Annotated in this window: 17 protein-coding genes; 8 read left to right on the forward strand and 9 right to left on the reverse strand. The window is 60.3% G+C overall.

Features of this window, described 5'->3' with window-relative positions; all coding sequences use genetic code 11:
• Positions 1-136 precede the first annotated feature (136 nt).
• The gene (locus tag KZH41_RS09590; protein WP_263274732.1) at positions 137-1,033 is read left to right on the forward strand and encodes a LysR family transcriptional regulator; all 897 of its coding nucleotides are present in this window, start codon (positions 137-139) and stop codon (positions 1,031-1,033) included.
• A 4-nt stretch (positions 1,034-1,037) separates the two neighbouring features.
• On the opposite strand, the gene KZH41_RS09595 is transcribed toward KZH41_RS09590, so the two are convergent.
• The gene (locus tag KZH41_RS09595) at positions 1,038-1,886 is read right to left on the reverse strand and encodes a LysR substrate-binding domain-containing protein (protein WP_263274733.1); all 849 of its coding nucleotides are present in this window, start codon (positions 1,884-1,886) and stop codon (positions 1,038-1,040) included.
• A gap of 98 nt (positions 1,887-1,984) precedes the next feature.
• Here KZH41_RS09595 and KZH41_RS09600 point away from each other — a divergent pair, with 98 nt between their 5' ends.
• Positions 1,985-2,884 carry a DMT family transporter gene (locus KZH41_RS09600; RefSeq protein ID WP_094952870.1) on the forward strand — a complete coding sequence of 300 codons (900 nt, stop codon included), beginning with the start codon at positions 1,985-1,987 and terminating at the stop codon, positions 2,882-2,884.
• Between the two features lie 409 nt (positions 2,885-3,293).
• Positions 3,294-3,623, forward strand: a complete 330-nt coding sequence (locus KZH41_RS09605; RefSeq protein ID WP_094952869.1) for a YXWGXW repeat-containing protein — start codon at positions 3,294-3,296, stop codon at positions 3,621-3,623.
• 18 nt (positions 3,624-3,641) lie between these two features.
• Here the strand turns inward: KZH41_RS09605 and KZH41_RS09610 are convergent, their stop codons facing one another.
• The 3 genes from KZH41_RS09610 to KZH41_RS09620 all read right to left on the reverse strand — a co-directional run bounded on the left by KZH41_RS09610 (position 3,642) and on the right by KZH41_RS09620 (position 4,737).
• Positions 3,642-3,986: a hypothetical protein gene (locus KZH41_RS09610; protein ID WP_406979746.1), complete on the reverse strand. Its 345-nt coding sequence runs from the start codon at positions 3,984-3,986 to the stop codon at positions 3,642-3,644.
• Positions 3,987-4,087: 101 nt separating this feature from the next.
• Positions 4,088-4,483 carry a PIN domain-containing protein gene (locus KZH41_RS09615; protein ID WP_263274735.1) on the reverse strand — a complete coding sequence of 132 codons (396 nt, stop codon included), beginning with the start codon at positions 4,481-4,483 and terminating at the stop codon, positions 4,088-4,090.
• The gene (locus tag KZH41_RS09620; RefSeq protein WP_263274736.1) at positions 4,480-4,737 is read right to left on the reverse strand and encodes an AbrB/MazE/SpoVT family DNA-binding domain-containing protein; all 258 of its coding nucleotides are present in this window, start codon (positions 4,735-4,737) and stop codon (positions 4,480-4,482) included. Before KZH41_RS09620 ends, KZH41_RS09615 begins: the two co-directional genes overlap by 4 nt.
• 149 nt (positions 4,738-4,886) lie before the next feature.
• Here KZH41_RS09620 and KZH41_RS09625 point away from each other — a divergent pair, with 149 nt between their 5' ends.
• Positions 4,887-5,279 (forward strand): RidA family protein, encoded by a 393-nt coding sequence (locus tag KZH41_RS09625; protein WP_263274737.1) that lies wholly within the window; start codon positions 4,887-4,889, stop codon positions 5,277-5,279.
• Here KZH41_RS09625 and ppnN read toward each other — a convergent pair whose 3' ends face one another.
• Both ppnN and KZH41_RS09635 read right to left on the reverse strand, forming a co-directional pair.
• Positions 5,280-6,653 carry a nucleotide 5'-monophosphate nucleosidase PpnN gene (gene ppnN, locus KZH41_RS09630; RefSeq protein WP_263274738.1) on the reverse strand — a complete coding sequence of 458 codons (1,374 nt, stop codon included), beginning with the start codon at positions 6,651-6,653 and terminating at the stop codon, positions 5,280-5,282.
• Between the two features lie 149 nt (positions 6,654-6,802).
• Positions 6,803-7,627 (reverse strand): aspartyl/asparaginyl beta-hydroxylase domain-containing protein, encoded by an 825-nt coding sequence (locus KZH41_RS09635; RefSeq protein ID WP_094952863.1) that lies wholly within the window; start codon positions 7,625-7,627, stop codon positions 6,803-6,805.
• 375 nt (positions 7,628-8,002) lie between these two features.
• Here KZH41_RS09635 and fabV point away from each other — a divergent pair, with 375 nt between their 5' ends.
• Complete coding sequence (gene fabV / locus KZH41_RS09640) at positions 8,003-9,196, forward strand: enoyl-ACP reductase FabV (protein WP_094952862.1); 1,194 nt, start codon at positions 8,003-8,005, stop codon at positions 9,194-9,196.
• A 214-nt stretch (positions 9,197-9,410) separates the two neighbouring features.
• Positions 9,411-10,034 (forward strand): HAD family hydrolase, encoded by a 624-nt coding sequence (locus KZH41_RS09645; RefSeq protein WP_094952861.1) that lies wholly within the window; start codon positions 9,411-9,413, stop codon positions 10,032-10,034.
• On the opposite strand, the gene KZH41_RS09650 is transcribed toward KZH41_RS09645, so the two are convergent.
• On the reverse strand, positions 10,031-10,936 hold the full coding sequence (locus KZH41_RS09650; protein WP_094952860.1) for a LysR family transcriptional regulator: 906 nt from the start codon (positions 10,934-10,936) through the stop codon (positions 10,031-10,033). The genes KZH41_RS09645 and KZH41_RS09650 overlap by 4 nt on opposite strands.
• Before the next feature lie 103 nt (positions 10,937-11,039).
• Here KZH41_RS09650 and KZH41_RS09655 point away from each other — a divergent pair, with 103 nt between their 5' ends.
• A complete protein-coding gene (locus tag KZH41_RS09655; protein WP_094952859.1) occupies positions 11,040-12,209 on the forward strand; it encodes an aspartate aminotransferase family protein in 1,170 nt (389 codons plus the stop codon).
• A 127-nt stretch (positions 12,210-12,336) separates the two neighbouring features.
• Here the strand turns inward: KZH41_RS09655 and punR are convergent, their stop codons facing one another.
• A complete protein-coding gene (gene punR, locus KZH41_RS09660; protein WP_242155059.1) occupies positions 12,337-13,251 on the reverse strand; it encodes a DNA-binding transcriptional activator PunR in 915 nt (304 codons plus the stop codon).
• A 122-nt stretch (positions 13,252-13,373) separates the two neighbouring features.
• Here punR and punC point away from each other — a divergent pair, with 122 nt between their 5' ends.
• The gene (punC, locus tag KZH41_RS09665) at positions 13,374-14,558 is read left to right on the forward strand and encodes a purine nucleoside transporter PunC (protein ID WP_094952857.1); all 1,185 of its coding nucleotides are present in this window, start codon (positions 13,374-13,376) and stop codon (positions 14,556-14,558) included.
• A gap of 128 nt (positions 14,559-14,686) precedes the next feature.
• On the opposite strand, the gene KZH41_RS09670 is transcribed toward punC, so the two are convergent.
• The gene (locus KZH41_RS09670) at positions 14,687-15,520 is read right to left on the reverse strand and encodes a nucleoside-binding protein (RefSeq protein ID WP_094952919.1); all 834 of its coding nucleotides are present in this window, start codon (positions 15,518-15,520) and stop codon (positions 14,687-14,689) included.
• Positions 15,521-15,657: the final 137 nt, after the last annotated feature.

Raw genomic sequence — 15,657 nt, forward strand, 5'->3', positions numbered from 1 at the left:
GCCCGATAAAACCTGCTCCAATCACACCGATCTTCATGGTCTTGCTCCTCGTCAGTCGTCGAGCGGTTATGATGATTGGCAACCAGTTGGCGATAAATGAGCGTTCTGGTGTGGGTGTTGTTACTGGAAGTGGGGAATGATGGACCGTCTTTCAAGCATGAATGCCTTTGTGATGGCCGCCGAGTTGGGCTCCTACGCCCGCGCCGCCGAGCGCTTGAATATGTCTGCGCAAATGGTGGCCAAGCATGTGGCCGCGCTGGAGCAACGGTTGGGCGCGCGTTTGCTTAACCGCACCACGCGTCGGCAAAGCCTGACGGAGTTGGGGCAGGCGTACTACGAGCGCTGCAAACATATTCTGACGGAGGCCGAGGCTGCCGATTCGCTCGCCCAGATCATGAATGACACGCCGCGCGGCAAGCTGAGAGTCACCGCCCCGGTCACCTTCGGCTCCTACAGCCTGATGCCGCTGATTACCGCGTTTTTGCGCGACAACCCGGACGTGGAAATCGACCTGCACCTGACGGATCGTTTCGTCGACTTGGTGGAGGAAGGCTATGAAGCGGCGTTCCGCATCGGCCCGCTGGCCACCACCGGGTTGACCGCCCGGCCGCTGGCGCCTTATCGCCTGGTGGTGTGCGCGGCGCCTGCTTACCTGGCGGCGCGGGGTACGCCGCAGTGTCCGGCGGACCTTGCGCAGCATGAATGCCTGGGCTACGCCTTTTGGTCACGCCCGGCGGACCGCGAATGGGTCTTTCACCAAGGCGCGACGCCTTACAGGGTGCAGGTTGCCAGCCGCCTTCAGATCAATGAAAGCCGGGCGTTGATGTCGGCGGCACTGGATGGCTTCGGCATCGTGCTGGGCCCCGAAGACTTTCTGCGCACGGCCTTGGCCAAGGGCGAGTTGGTGCAGGTGCTGCCGGCATTTGAGGCGCCCAGCCGCCCCATGCACTTGGTCTACACCGCCAACCGGCAGCGCACCGCCAAGTTGCGGCGGTTTGTCGAGTCGGTGCTGGTGCGCTTCGGCCCGGCGTGAGGGCTCACATGTGGAAACCCTGTTTAACCTGCGCATACAGATGCAGGGCCAGTGCATTGCTGCTATCGCACAGCAGGTACAGATGATGCACCGGCAAGGGCGGTAATTCGAACCCTGCAATCACTTGCGTCAGGCCGGTGCCCATGCGGCTTTCCTCGATCAACCCGATCGCCACGCCGCTGCGGATACAGGCCTCGACCGCCGTGGAGTTGGGGCTCTCCAGCAATACCCGGTGGTAAATCCCGTGATCCTTCAGCGCCTGCAACGCCGCCGCACGGTACGGGCAGCCGGCCACCGGCACGGTGATCGGCAGCGCCGCATTCGGCGCGCAACGGAAGCCCTCGGCCGCCACCCACAGCGGCTGCACAGGCCCCAGGCGTTCGCCCTGGGCCAGCGGTTGTGCGCTGACGGTGATGGCCAGGTCGAGCTGGTTGGCCATAAACCTATTCAGCAGTTCACCGTTGGTGCGCGCTTCGACTTCCAGCTCCAGCAGCGGGTTGTCGGCGATCAAACGGGGCAGGAGCGCCTGCATGAACGCCGGAGCGTAGGTGTCGGGAATGCCCAGGCGAATCTTGCCCTGCATGCGCTGTGGCATCAGCGCGATCAGCAGGCGGTCGTGGCTCTTGAGAAACTCGGTGGTTTCGCCCAGAAGCTTCTGGCCGTACAGGGTCAGTTCAACGCCTTGGTTGCTGCGGCTGAACAGGCGCTGGCCAATTTGGTCTTCGAGCTTTTGAATCTGTGTGGTCACGGTCGACGCGCTGCGGTGCACATGCTCGGCCGCCTCGTTGAAGCGCCGAAAGCGCGCGACGGCATGGAAGGTACGCAGCAGATCGATATTCAGTTGTTTGGCCATGATTCCACTATTACGGATTAGTAGTGCTGTTAATTCAAATATACAGAAGCATGCGCGGCCCTTAGCCTTTGCGTCAATGTGCACTGACGGGAGGCTTCATGACGCGATCAACCTTAAAGCGGCTGCTGTTGCAGGTGGCGTTTGTTCTGTCGTGGAGCTCCGGCTATATCGGCGCCAAGTTGGGTACCCAAGGCGGCGGGGCGTTCAACCTGCTGTTCTGGCGCTTCCTGTTGGTCTCGGTGTGCCTGGGGCTGTTTTTGAATGTGAGGTTGTTGAAGGTTTCATGGGCTCAGGTTCGCCATTACGCCGTGATCGGCTTTCTGTCGCAGTTCCTGTACCTGAGTTGCCTGTACGTGGCGATCCAGAATGGCTTGCCGCCGGGCATTGCTGCGATCATTGCGGCGCTGCAGCCGTTGATGACAGCGGCACTGTCGACCGGCAGCGCGGCGGAGCGGAGCGGTGGCTGGCAGTGGCTCGGGCTGTTGATTAGCTTCGGCGGGGTGTCGATCGTGATTGCCGGGCAGTATGGCAGCGGCGGCCAAAGCGTCGGCCTGGTCATGTACCTGTTGCCACTGGCCTCGGCGTTGGGGCTGACACTGGCGACCTTGTATGAGCGCCGCACCGTGCACCGCCAGGACGCAGGCTTGGTGTTGCCGCTGTTTATCCAGTCGCTGCTGACCCTGGTCGGCTTTACCGCTGCGGTGCTTTACACCGACACGCTGAGTATTCCCCACGACCCTGACGTGTTGATCTCGATTGTCTGGCTGACGCTGTTCTCTACGTTCGTCGCCTACTTGAGCCTGTGGATGTTGTTACGGGTGATGACGGCGACCCATGTTGCGGCGCTGGTCTATCTGGAGCCGCCGGTAACGTTGGTGTGGGCGGCGCTGATGTTTGGCGATGTGATCGCAGGGTCGACCTACGCCGGCATTGCTGTGGTGGTTGCGGGGTTGCTGCTGGTGCGCCTGAAACGACCGACCGTCGCGTGTGCCTCCTGAGGCCAGCAGGTTCAGCAACCCGACAGATATCACCTGCTAAAAAAGAACCCAAGCCTAAGCAGGAGCGCGGCTCAAACAAGGGGGCATTTTTGATGGGTGTAGGCGTTGGGCGTCGGGGCCCGAGGGTTTTGTATGTGGCTACGTTATGCAGGATTGGTGGCGGCAGTTGTCGCGGCGTCTGAGTTGTGTGCAATCGCGTGTGTTGCATGAGTGCGGGCGGGTGTAACCGATGTTCGTCGGCGCGCCTGAAACGACCGACCGTCGCGTGTGCCTCTTGAGGCCTGCGGGTTCAGCAAGCTGACAGACATCACCTGTTAAAAAAGAACCCAAGCCTAAGCAGGAGCGCGGCTGAAACAAGGGGGCATTTTTTACGGTGCAAGTGTTGGGCGTCAGCGTCCGAGGGTTTTGTATGTGGCTACGTTATGCGGCATTGGCGGCGGTAGTCGTCGCGGCGTCCGGGTGTGTGCAAGAGCGCGTTGTGCATGACCGCAGGCCGGTACAACGTGAGTATGTCGAAGTCGTTGCGCCGCAACCGCCGCCGGTGCAGGTGATCGAAGTCGAACCGGCTACGCGCTATGGCTATGTCTGGTCACGCGGTTACTGGCGTTGGGAAGGCGGGCGATACGTCGCGGTGCACGGCCATTGGGAGCAAGTGCGCGAAGGCTATCGTTATGTGCACCCGCATTGGGTGCAGCGCAATGACGGTTACCACTGGCAGGGCGGTGGCTGGGTTCGCTGAGCCCAGACCAAACAACGTCTAGATCGGCTTCTGGGTGCCTAGAAGCCGAACCTCCCGCAGCAACGCGGCACCGAGCTGATCGGTGCCCAGTTCCTTGTAGCCGACCGCCTTGACCTCGCCGTTCTCTTCCGCCTGGATGATGATCACCGGCGTTTCTTTGCCGGTGGCTTCGTCCATATGCATCGCATACTGGGGGATATCCAGCTTGATCGGCGTACCCGCCGCCTTGCCTTGCACATTGATCAGAAACGCCGCACAGCCTGTGTCGACATCCGTGCTGGTGGCTGAGCGGCCGCTGACGAAGCAACTCTGCGGCAGATCCGGCCAGGTGATGGTGTCGGCGCTGGCCAGGGTGCAGGCCATGCTCAAGGTAGCGAGAAGTAGCGTGCGCACGTGAGTCTGTCTCTCGATCAAGGTTGAACGCGGTTTTTACCAAAGCCTGAACTTCGTCGCAATGCCATGGCTCAGGCCAGCCGTTTCATTCCGGTGGCCTTGGCCGCGTTGAGGTCAAAGGTGGCGGTGTATTCACAGCCTGCTGCATGGGCGCAGCGCTCTATCAGGTAGTCGGCGAAATCGGCTTTGCCTGCCGTGAATCGTCGCAGGGCCTGCCAGATGATTTCAGCATGTTCGACGGTCAATTCACGCGTGCGCAACAGCGTTTCCAAAACGTTCACCATATCACTCTTGGCCGACTGGTAGCAGCTTTGTAAAACCCAGACCAGTTCCAGCACGGACACCAGGCTCACAAAGCCCGGTGACAGCGTGGTGAGCGATTCGATCAGCGCCGATGCCTTGGGTGATTGAATGGGATCATCCTGGGTGACATAGCGCACCAGTACGTTGGTATCCAGCCCGATCATCCGGCTTTTGCTCCTTGCGCCGCGATGGCGTGGTTCATGTCTTCAATCGATACGGCGTGGGCAGGCTTGCGGATCAACCCTTTGAGGTCCTGCACGGTTTTGCTCGCCGCGATGATCGAAAATTTGCCATCTTCCGTTTCGACGAATTCAACCCGATCGCCCGTTTCCAGGCCGAGTGCTGTCCGGACTTGGACAGGTATGGTGATTTGCCCTTTTGAGGTCAATGTTGCGGTGGCCATAGTGAAGATCTCCATCGTGATATTCCTTACCCTAAGGTAAGGATTGATGAAGGACAAGATCCGTTGGTCCATAGGTTGCTCTGCTGGTAAGTGGGAACAGGTAAAACCCTAGTTCGAACTGTCTGCTCTCGCACGCCTGCCTCAGCCCCAAAGAGATACAAGCTATGACTGACCGCCGCCTCATCATCCCCGCTGCCATGCAACCCATCGTTGAGCGTGCTGGCTACGTGCCCGCCGTTAAAGTTGGCAACACCTTGTACTGCGCAGGGCAGGTCGGCCGTACACTGGAACTGGCGGTGATAGAAGATCCCGAGGCGCAATTCATCGCCGCCTGGCAGAACCAGCGGCAGGTATTGGAGGAGGGCGGTTGTGGTTTTGAAGACGTGGTCGACATGACCACGTATCACGTCAACATGAGCCAGCACATGGCGGTTTTTCGCGAGGTGAAAAACCGCCTGTTCCCACGTGGGCATTGCGCCTGGACGACCATCGGGGTGTCCGAACTGGCACACCCCGGGTTGCTGGTGGAAATCAAATGTGTGGCGGTGCAACGCTAGTTATTGCACCACTCGGTAACACGGCACATACGCCGCGCCACCCGGCAACTTCATGCGGTGCTGGGCGACAAACGCCTGCAGCAGCTCGTCCAGTGGTTTCATGATCGCCGGGTCGCCGTGGATTTCGTACGGGCCGTGTTGCTCGATCAGGCGAATGCCCTTGTCCTTGACGTTGCCCGCCACGATCCCCGAGAACGCACGGCGCAGGTTGGCGGCGAGTTCATGGGGCGGTAGCGCATGGCTCAGTTGCAGGCTGGCCATGTTTTCGTGGGTCGGGTCGAACGGGCGTTGGAAGCCTTCGTCGATCTTCAGCAGCCAGTTGAAGTGGAACGCGTCGTTGCGCTCGCGGCGGAACTGCTTTACGGCCTTGAGCCCTACGGTCATCTGGCGCGCGACTTCAGCCGGGTCGTCGATGATGATCTGGTAGTGCGCCTGCGCCGCCTCGCCGAGGGTGGCACCGACGAACGCGTGCAGTTGTTGCAGGTACGGCGCGGCGTGTTTCGGCCCGGTGAGGATGACCGGGAACGGCACGTCGCGGTTGTCCGGGTGCATCAGGATGCCCAGCAGGTACAGGAACTCTTCGGCCGTGCCGGCGCCGCCCGGGAAGATGATGATGCCGTGGCCGACGCGCACGAAGGCTTCCAGGCGTTTTTCGATGTCGGGCAAGATCACCAGTTCGTTAACGATCGGGTTCGGCGCTTCGGCCGCGATGATGCCCGGCTCGGTCAGGCCCAGGTAGCGCCCGCCGGTAATACGCTGTTTGGCGTGGGAAATGGTCGCACCCTTCATCGGGCCTTTCATCACGCCAGGGCCGCAACCGGTGCACACGTCGAGGCTGCGCAGGCCCAGTTCGTGGCCGACTTTCTTGGTGTATTTGTATTCTTCGGTGTTGATCGAGTGCCCGCCCCAGCACACCACGATTTTCGGCTCGACACCCGGGCGCAACGTACGGGCGTTGCGCAGCAGGTAGAACACGTAGTCGGTGATGCCTTGGGAGTCGCTCAGGTCGATGCGCTGGCTGCCCAGCTCATTCTCGGTGTAGACGATGTCGCGCAGGGCGCTGAACAGCATCTCGCGGGTGCTGGCGATCATTTCGCCATCGACGAAGGCGTCGGCCGGCGCGTTCAACAGTTCCAGGCGCACGCCACGGTCCTGCTGGTGGATACGCACTTCAAAGTCTTGATAGGCGTCGAGGATGGTCTTGGCGTTGTCGATATGCGCGCCGGTGTTGAGGATGGCCAGGGCGCATTGGCGGAACAGGGTGTAGATGCTGCCGGTGCCGGCTTCACTCAGTTGCTGAACTTCACGTTGGGACAGGGTTTCGAGGCTGCCCTTGGGGCTGACGGAGGCATTGATGACTTGACGTTGGGGCATTCTGATTCCTTGAAGGCGCAGCCACCGCACCCGCACAGGGCGGCGATGGCTTGAAAATGGTGAGCGCCGAATTCGGTCGCACGAGACTGTAGTTTGGCCGCCTCTCAGGCAGGGCGCAAACACCGTCCAGCACCATCATGCCGCAGAACTTACTGAATCAGCTTCCAGTTTTTGTAGAAAACCCGACGCAGGGTAAACACCAGCCCGGCAAAACCCGCGATCACGGCGTTGAGCACGGAGGGCAACAAGGTTGGCCGCACAATATCAATGAACAGGCAGTAACGTTTTGCGTCGTTTTTGTTGAAGGACGCGTGCATCAGCGTGTCATCGAAGATAAACAGCGGGTCGTCGTGCCAGTAGTGCTTGTGCTTGCCCACCTGGATAAAGACACCGTCGTGGTGAGGCGCCGGCGCCATGTTGTAGAGCACACGGAACATCATGCGCAGCGGGCCGAAGTGGAAGGAGGTCGAGCGGTTTTCGTTGAACACCGAGACGCCGATGGTCTTCACAAACGGCAGTTTCTTGCGCAGTTGCGGGATGTCCAAGGTGGTTTCGATTGGGCGGCCGTACCACTGGAAGAACAACATGCCGCGCTTCTTCTCGGCCATGCGCTCGTCCAGGTAACTGATGATTTCATCTTTGTTGGCCATGGCATCGTCGATGACCTGCTGCAGGTCTTCACGCCAGGCGGGTGGCAGGTCGCGCATGGTGTAGACATGGCGGTTGCGCAGGCTCAACAGGTCAAACAGGGTGTTGAACGGTGCCAATATCCAGGTGTTGCGGCCACTGCCGATGAAGTACTTCTTGATGGTGTTGGCGTCATAGAGGCCGTTACGCAGGAAATCGTAGACACCGCACACCAGCACCAGGCCGAGGAATACCGCGGTGGTCAGGGGAAAGAGGCAAATAATCAGCAGGACGCCAATGACCCAGGCGACCGACACTGCTTTTTTGCGTAAGGCAGACTTGCTCATGAAACTCAGCTCCAGCTGGACGCCATTCGACAGGTCCGGATCCGTGGCTGCGAGTGGTGGGGGGTTGAAACATGTCGATACAACCCTGCCATGATAAGGCGTTCAGCGACGAATAGGCGTTTTAAATATTACTAAATTGTGAATAAGTTGAACAAATCTTCATATTTAGGGTCGGGCTCAGAATTCTGCGCAGGAAGCTCGGTAGGTGTGTGAACGGTAGCAGGCATGCGCCAGAAAGCGCTGCGCCGATTGGATTTTGTAAACAGAAGATTTACGACTATCGTGACGCTTCGGTTTTTCGGGCGTCATAGACCGGTACGATTAAGTTGAACGGCCACCATTGGCCTTCGGCACCTTGGAAGAGGCAGAAATTTTATGATCATCAAACCGCGGGTTCGTGGCTTTATCTGTGTGACCGCTCACCCTGTTGGCTGTGAAGCGAACGTCAAGGAACAGATCGACTACGTAACCAAGAATGGCGTTATCGAAGGCGGCCCGAAGAAGGTGCTGGTCCTCGGCGCCTCCACCGGTTACGGCCTGGCCGCGCGCATCAGTGCAGCGTTTGGCTGCGGCGCCGACACCCTGGGTGTGTTTTTTGAGAAAGAGGGCGAAGAAGGCAAACTGAGCTCCGCCGGCTGGTACAACAGCGCGGCGTTCGAGAAGTTTGCGGTTGAAAAAGGCCTGTACGCCAAGAGCATCAACGGCGACGCGTTCTCCGACGAGATCAAGCGCCTGACCATCGAAACCATCAAGAAAGACCTGGGCAAGATCGACCTGGTCGTTTACAGCCTGGCCGCGCCACGCCGTACCGACCCGCAAGGCGTGGTGCACACCTCCACCCTCAAGCCGATCGGCAAGGCCGTGACCCTGCGCGGTATCAACACCGACAAAGGCGTTGTGGTCGACACCACGCTTGAGCCTGCCACCCAGGAAGAAATCGACGGCACCGTGAAAGTCATGGGCGGCGAAGACTGGCAGCTGTGGATCGATGCCCTGCGTGACGCCGACGTACTGGCCGAAGGCGCCAAGACCACCGCGTTCACCTACCTCGGTGAAAAGCTGACCCAGGACATCTACTGGAACGGCTCCATCGGCGAAGCCAAGAAAGACCTGGACAAAAAAGTCCTGACCCTGCGCGACAACCTCGCCGCACTCAAGGGCGACGCCCGTGTGTCGGTGCTCAAGGCCGTGGTCACCCAGGCCAGCTCGGCCATCCCGATCATGCCGCTGTACTTGTCGCTGCTGTTCAAAGTGATGAAAGAGCAGGGCACTCACGAAGGTTGCATCGAGCAGGTCTACGGCCTGTTCAAGGACAGCCTGTACGGCAAAGAGCCCAAGCTTGATGCCGACGGCCGCCTGCGTGCCGACCTGGCTGAGCTGGAGCCGAAAGTCCAGGACGCCGTGGCGGCGCTGTGGAACCAGGTGACTGACGACAACGTTAACGAGATCAGCGATTTTGCCGGTTACAAGGCTGAGTTCCTGCGGTTGTTCGGTTTTGAAATCGACGGTGTTGATTACGAAGCGGATGTGAACCCGACCGTTAAGATTAATGGTCTGATCCACGCCTGAAACACGCTCTAAAAATGTAAGAGCTGTTTATGTGGGAGCTGGCTTGCCTGCGATAGCAACACCACGGTGTGTCAGTCACACCGCAGTGTTGCTATCGCAGGCAAGCCAGCTCCCACATTTGTTTGCGTCACGCCTTCCTTTTGGGAACCCTCCCACCCGCCCTCACAATCTGCCAGACTCCACCGGCTATCAAGCCACGCTAACGGAGGATCTGATGACGATTCGTGCAGTAGTTTTTGATTTCGGCGGTGTCCTGTTCGACTGGAACCCGCACCACCTGTACCGCAAGCTGATTGCCGACGATCTTGAGCGGCAACACTTTCTCGACACCATTTGCACCCAGGCCTGGAACACCGAGCAGGACGCCGGCCGCCGCCTGGCCGAAGGCACGCGCCACCTGATTGAGCAATACCCGCAACATCAACCCTTGATCCAGGCCTATTACGATCGCTGGCACGAGATGCTGCGCGGCTCATTGCCGGAAGGCGTGGCGATCCTCGAAGCGTTGCATGCGGCCGATATGCCGCTGTTCGGGCTCACCAACTGGTCCGCTGAAACCTTCCCCTATGCGCTGGCCAACTATCCGTTCCTGCAGCGTTTTCGCGACATCGTGGTGTCGGGCGAGCTGAAGCTGATCAAGCCGGATGCGGCGATCTATCACGCGAGCCTAAGCCAGGTGCGTGCCCATCTGCCGGATATCCAGGCCAGTGAAGTGGTGTTTATCGATGATGTCGCCGGCAATATCGAGGCGGCGGTCGCCCTCGGTTGGCAGGGGATTCACCATGTGTCGGCCGAACGTACAGCGGCGCGCCTGCGCGAGTTGGGTGTGGGCTTCTAGCGCGCCCACTTCTCCATGGCGAAATCCACAAAGGCGCGCAGCTTGGGCAGGCGATAACGGTCTTGGCGGTAGAGCAAGTGCATGGGGCGGCTGGACAGTTGATAGGTGGTCAGCAAGGTCACCAGCTTGCCGCTCTCCAGGTCCGGTTGCACCAGGGCATCGGCCAGCATGATGATGCCCATGCCGTTGACGGCTGCCTGGCGCAAGCCTTGCGAGCTGTTGATGGTCAATGAGCCGGCCACCGGAACCTCCACCTCGCCTTCCTCCCCGGTCATGCGCCAGAGCTTGTCGGTGTCGCGCCAGTTGTCGGTCGCAGGGTAGGCGAACGCCAGGCAGTCGTGCTGCCGCAGGTCATCGGGTTTCGAAGGCGTGCCACGTCGCGCCAGGTACGCAGGTGATGCGCAGAGGGTCAGGGTGTAGGCCTGCATGGGCCTGGCGATCAGGCTGGAGGTTTCCAGTTCGCCGAGGCGGATCGCCACGTCGAAGCCGCTGTCGACCAAGTTCATCCGCTCATTGCTCAGCATCACGTGCAGGTCGATCAGTGGGTAGCGCTGGGAAAATTCGCTCAGGGCCGGTGCGAGGCGTTCGGTGCCAAACACCGGCGGTGCGGTGATACGCAGGCTGCCTTTGGGGGTTCCGCTGTGGATCTGCTCCGCCAGTAACTCGGAGTCGGCCACCAGCCCCAGCACTTCCAGGCAACGCTGGTAGTACTGCTCTCCAAACTCGGTGAGGCTCTGCTTGCGCGTGGTGCGCTTGAGCAGGCTGACGCCCAGGCGTTGCTCCAGCGCGCGCAGGTGATTGCCGACCATGGTGGTCGACATCCCGCATTCCTGCGCGGCAGCCGTCATGCTGCCGGTCTCCACCACTTGCACGTACACCGACATTGCCTGGAACAAATCCATTATCAAGCCCTGGTTTAAAGTCATTGCAGGAATGCGCAGTTTATCCAGCTCAGGTGGCTAACGATACTGCACCCATCCCAACGATGCACTGGAGCCTGCCACCATGACCGCCGCCTGCCTGATGACCACGTATCAACCTTTGGCCCTGAGCTTCACCCGTGGCTTGGGCACGCGCCTCTGGGACCAGCAGGGCCGTGAATACCTCGACGCGGTAGCGGGTGTGGCGGTGACCAATGTCGGGCACTCCCACCCAAGGCTGGTGGCGGCGATCAGTGAGCAGGCGGGCCTGCTGCTGCACACGTCCAACCTCTACAGCATTGATTGGCAGCAGCGCCTGGCCCAGCGCCTTACGCAGTTGTCGGGCCTGGACCGCGCCTTCTTCAACAACTCCGGCGCCGAAGCCAACGAGACGGCGCTGAAACTGGCACGGCTGCATGGCTGGAAAAAAGGTATTGAAGAACCGTTGGTGGTGGTGATGGAAAACGCTTTTCACGGGCGCACCCTCGGCACCATGGCGGCCAGCGATGGCCCCTCGGTGCGCCTGGGCTTCCAGCGTTTGCCGGGGGATTTTCTCAAGGTCGGGTTTGGCGACCTGGCGGCGCTGGACGTCATCACTGAACAATTCGGTACGCGCATTGCGGCCGTGCTGCTGGAACCGATCCAGGGCGAAAGTGGCGTGTTACCCGCGCCGCCCGGCTACCTCAAAGCCCTGCGCGATCACTGCACGCGCCACGGCTGGCTGATGATGCTGGATGAAATCCAGACCGGCATCGGCCGCACTGGCGCCTGGTTTGCGTTTCAGCATGAAGGCATCACCCCGGACGTGATGACCCTGGCCAAAGGCCTCGGCAACGGCGTGCCCATCGGCGCCTGCCTGGCTCGCGCTGCCGTCGCCCAGTTGTTCACGCCGGGCAGCCACGGCAGCACGTTCGGCGGCAACCCGTTGGCCTGCCGTGTGGGTTGCACGGTGCTGGATATTATTGAAGAGCAGGGCTTGCTGCAGAACGCCGCGCACCAGGGCGAACGGCTGCTGGCGCGGTTGCGGGTGGAGTTGAGTGAACACCCGCAGGTGCTGGCGATTCGCGGGCAGGGCTTGATGATTGGTATCGAACTGGCCCGCCCGTATCGCGACTTGGCACAGCGTGCGGCGCACGAGCATGGGCTGCTGATTAACGTGACGCGGGGCAAGATCATCCGATTGCTGCCGCCGCTGACGCTGGAGGCAAAAGAAGTGGAGATGATCGTAAGGGCCATCACCCGCTTATTGGATTGAAGCCCGATCAAAATGTGGGCGCTGGCTTGCCTGCGATAGCATCACCTCGGTCTGACATTAAGACCGCGGCGCCTGCATCGCAGGCAAGCCAGCTCCCACACAAGCCCACATTTGAACGGCGTGACTTTCAGAGATCTGGGCCATTCAGCCATTCTTGATTCATGGTTTCGGTGTCGCCCAGGTACTCCAGCAACCAACTCATTGCCGGCGACAGCTTGCTCTGCGCCCACGCCACGCACGACGGGCTGGCTGGGAACGGTCGGCTCAATTGCAGCGCCACCAGCTCGCCGCGTTCGATCCACGGCAACACTTGATGCGCCGGCGCCATGCCGACGCACAGGCCATCGCGCAAGCAATCAATCGCCGAGGACCAGTTGGGCACCACCAGCCGGCGTTGGTTATCCAGGGTCCAGGTGTCGCGCTTGGGCAGGTTGCGTGAAGTGTCGGTCATGCACAGCGACGCGAACGGGCGCAGTTGATCGTCACTGAGCAAGCCGTCCATCGCCGCCAATGGATGCTGGGCGCTGACCACACACAGCCAGTTCAGCAGGCCCATGTCGCGAAACGTGAAGTGGCTGGCCACCGGCACCGCACTGGTGGCGCCGATGACGATATCGGTACGGTCGTCGGCGAGGGCGTCCCACACGCCGTTGTACACCTCGTATTCCAGCAGCAATTCCACCTCGGGAAAGCGCCGGTAGAAGTCCAGCACCAGTTGCCGGCAACGCTGGGGCTTGACGATGGAGTCCACGGCCACCTTCAATTGGCCGCTCCAGCCATTCGCCACCTGCTGGCACAAACGCCGGGTGCCGAGCATTTTTTTCATCACGCCACGGGCTTCGTCGATAAACAGGCGCCCGGCGGGGGTTAGCTCCACGTCGCGATGGCGGCGCACAAACAGCGGCACCGCCAGCCATTCCTCAAGCTGGCGCACCGTGTAGCTGATGGCGGAAGGCACGCGGTGCAGCTCCTGAGCGGCGGCGCTGAAGCTGCCATGGCGTGCCACGGCATCGACGACATCCAGCGAGTATTCGGACCACATGGCGGCTGCCTTCAAAAAAATTGATAAGAGTATCCAATTATTATCGCTTCACACACAAGCTGTCAGCTTCATAATGGGCGCCAGTCAGCAAATAGTTTGATGGCAGGTTCAGCAAGGCTTCAATGAAAAATTCTTTTGGTTTCACTTGGTATCTGGCGGGGCTGAGCATGCTCGGTTATCTCGCCATGGACATGTACTTGCCGGCGTTCGGCGCCATGGGCGAGCAATTACACATAAGCCCAGGTGCCGTGGGCGCCAGCTTGAGTATTTTCCTCGCCGGGTTTGCGGTGGGGCAGCTGTTGTGGGGGCCGTTGTCCGACCGCCTGGGGCGCAAGCCGATCCTGCTGACGGGCCTGAGCCTGTTTGTGCTGGGGTGCGCGGGCATGTTCTGGGTCGAAACGGCGCCGCAATTGTTGGCGTTGCGTTTTATCCAGGCGATTGGTGTGTGTTCCGCAGCGGTGAGTTGGCAGGCGCTGGTGATCGACCGCTACCCGGCCGACAAGGCGCACCGCGTGTTCGCCAGCATCATGCCGCTGATGTCGCTGTCACCGGCCCTGGCGCCGTTGCTGGGCGCCATGGTGTTGAATCACTTCGGCTGGCAGGCGATCTTCGCGGTGTTGCTGGGCGTGTCGCTGCTGTTGCTGCTGCCGACGTTGTTCCTGCGCAAGATGCCGAAACGTCGGGCAGAGGAGGGCGAGCCTTCGCGCCTCGGTTATGGGCAGTTGCTGACCTCCCGCGTGTTCACCGGCAACGTGATGATCTTCGCCGCCTGTTCGGCCAGTTTCTTCGCCTGGCTGACGGCTTCGCCCTTCATCCTCGGCGATATGGGCTACAGCCCGAATGACATTGGCTTGAGCTATGTGCTGCCGACCTTGGCCTTTTTGGTCGGTGGCTACAGCTGCCGTAGCGCCTTGCAGCATTACCAGGGCAAAACCCTGTTGCCTTGGTTGCTGGTGGCTTATTGCATCAGCATGGTGGCGTTGTACCTGGTCGCCACGTTGACGGTGCCGACCTTGACCACTTTGCTGATCCCGTTCTGCCTGATGGCACTGGTTAACGGTGCGAGCTACCCCATTGTGGTGGCGAATGCGCTGATGCCCTTTGCGGAAAATTCCGGCAAGGCGGCGGCACTGCAAAACACCTTGCAACTGGGGCTGTGCTTTCTCAGCAGCCTGCTGGTGTCGTCGATGATTGATCAGCCGCTGCTGATTACCGTGATCGTGATGCTGGCGACGGCGCCGTTGGCGGTGCTGGGTTACTGGTTGGCGCGGCCGAAGACGGACAATCCGGAGCTCGCAAACGCCTGATCTGATGTGGGAGCTGGCTTGCCTGCGATCGCATCGCCGCGGTGTGGCTGATAAACCGAGGTGCCTGCATCGCAGGCAAGCCAGCTCCCACAGTTGACCCAGTTCTTCAGCTGATTGAGTGGCGACTTTTAGAAGGTCACTTCCATATTCAGCGTAGGCGTTGACGTCCGGGTACCCCGGCCACCGTCCACGCCGAATTTGTTATGCCAATACTCGTAACCCACCCCCAGATACAGGTTCGGCCTCACGCTTTTACCCGGCCGCACCGCCACCATCAGCGCGCTGCGCATCAGCGTTTCCGGCGCGGTGTCACGGCCATGGTAGTCCTCGCCTTTTTCCCCGACATAATTGACAAACCCCTGGAATTTCGCCGCGTGGTTGGCGATGTCGAACGGGCGCATCCACGTCAGGTTGAGCATGTAGGTGTCGTCAAACGTGTGGTTCGACTCTTGCGCGCCGGGGATGCCGGTGTGGTTCCTTTCCTTGTAGTACATCAGGCTCAAATCCAGCACGCCGACGGTGTTGAACTTCAATGTCGGGCCGATCACCAGTGCGCGCTTTTTGGCTGAGGCGAGGTTGTTGTTGCGGTTGGCGTCAAAGCCCAGGGTCAGGGCGTAATCCTTGATCAGCCCGGTGCCGAGCGGCACATCGAATACCCGTGACGCGTACAGCTGGTGCCGGTACACCGCGTAAACCTCACTGCCGCCATGGTCGGTGCCCTTGCGCGGGTCGCGGCTGTCGGACAGAAACACATCGAGGTTCAGATAGTTGCTGCCGTATTGGTAGCCGCTGGCGTGGGTAAAGCTGTAGATGCGCTTGCTGAAGTCGTCGGGGTTGTTCGGGTTGGTGAAGTGCTGGCCGTAGCGAAATCCCACGCTGTTGTTCATCCATTCCACTGCGACAGCCTCCCCGCCGCCGAGGAGGGTGAGTGCAACGGTTGCGCCCTGTAATGCCTTTTTCATTGTTCTAGGTCCTTTGGCGTTCTGGCTCATGACGGCCGGATTATTTTTGTAACGCCGACGGAGGGTATCTTGTTCGATTGATTGTATACAACTCTATGGACATCCAGTCCAAACATTGCATACAGTGCTCGCACAAC

The sequence above is a fragment of the Pseudomonas sp. YeP6b genome (assembly GCF_025642995.1).
In the GTDB taxonomy this organism is placed as follows: Bacteria; Pseudomonadota; Gammaproteobacteria; order Pseudomonadales; family Pseudomonadaceae; genus Aquipseudomonas.

Coding starts and splice junctions, on each gene's coding strand:
- KZH41_RS09590 (WP_263274732.1), top strand. CDS start 137: ATGATGGACCGTCTTTCAAGCATGAATGCCTTTGTGATGGCCGCCGAG.
- KZH41_RS09595 (WP_263274733.1), bottom strand. CDS start 1,886: ATGGCCAAACAACTGAATATCGATCTGCTGCGTACCTTCCATGCCGTC.
- KZH41_RS09600 (WP_094952870.1), top strand. CDS start 1,985: ATGACGCGATCAACCTTAAAGCGGCTGCTGTTGCAGGTGGCGTTTGTT.
- KZH41_RS09605 (WP_094952869.1), top strand. CDS start 3,294: ATGTGGCTACGTTATGCGGCATTGGCGGCGGTAGTCGTCGCGGCGTCC.
- KZH41_RS09610 (WP_406979746.1), bottom strand. CDS start 3,986: ATGGCCTGCACCCTGGCCAGCGCCGACACCATCACCTGGCCGGATCTG.
- KZH41_RS09615 (WP_263274735.1), bottom strand. CDS start 4,483: ATGATCGGGCTGGATACCAACGTACTGGTGCGCTATGTCACCCAGGAT.
- KZH41_RS09620 (WP_263274736.1), bottom strand. CDS start 4,737: ATGGAGATCTTCACTATGGCCACCGCAACATTGACCTCAAAAGGGCAA.
- KZH41_RS09625 (WP_263274737.1), top strand. CDS start 4,887: ATGACTGACCGCCGCCTCATCATCCCCGCTGCCATGCAACCCATCGTT.
- ppnN (WP_263274738.1), bottom strand. CDS start 6,653: ATGCCCCAACGTCAAGTCATCAATGCCTCCGTCAGCCCCAAGGGCAGC.
- KZH41_RS09635 (WP_094952863.1), bottom strand. CDS start 7,627: ATGAGCAAGTCTGCCTTACGCAAAAAAGCAGTGTCGGTCGCCTGGGTC.
- fabV (WP_094952862.1), top strand. CDS start 8,003: ATGATCATCAAACCGCGGGTTCGTGGCTTTATCTGTGTGACCGCTCAC.
- KZH41_RS09645 (WP_094952861.1), top strand. CDS start 9,411: ATGACGATTCGTGCAGTAGTTTTTGATTTCGGCGGTGTCCTGTTCGAC.
- KZH41_RS09650 (WP_094952860.1), bottom strand. CDS start 10,936: ATGGATTTGTTCCAGGCAATGTCGGTGTACGTGCAAGTGGTGGAGACC.
- KZH41_RS09655 (WP_094952859.1), top strand. CDS start 11,040: ATGACCGCCGCCTGCCTGATGACCACGTATCAACCTTTGGCCCTGAGC.
- punR (WP_242155059.1), bottom strand. CDS start 13,251: ATGTGGTCCGAATACTCGCTGGATGTCGTCGATGCCGTGGCACGCCAT.
- punC (WP_094952857.1), top strand. CDS start 13,374: ATGAAAAATTCTTTTGGTTTCACTTGGTATCTGGCGGGGCTGAGCATG.
- KZH41_RS09670 (WP_094952919.1), bottom strand. CDS start 15,520: ATGAAAAAGGCATTACAGGGCGCAACCGTTGCACTCACCCTCCTCGGC.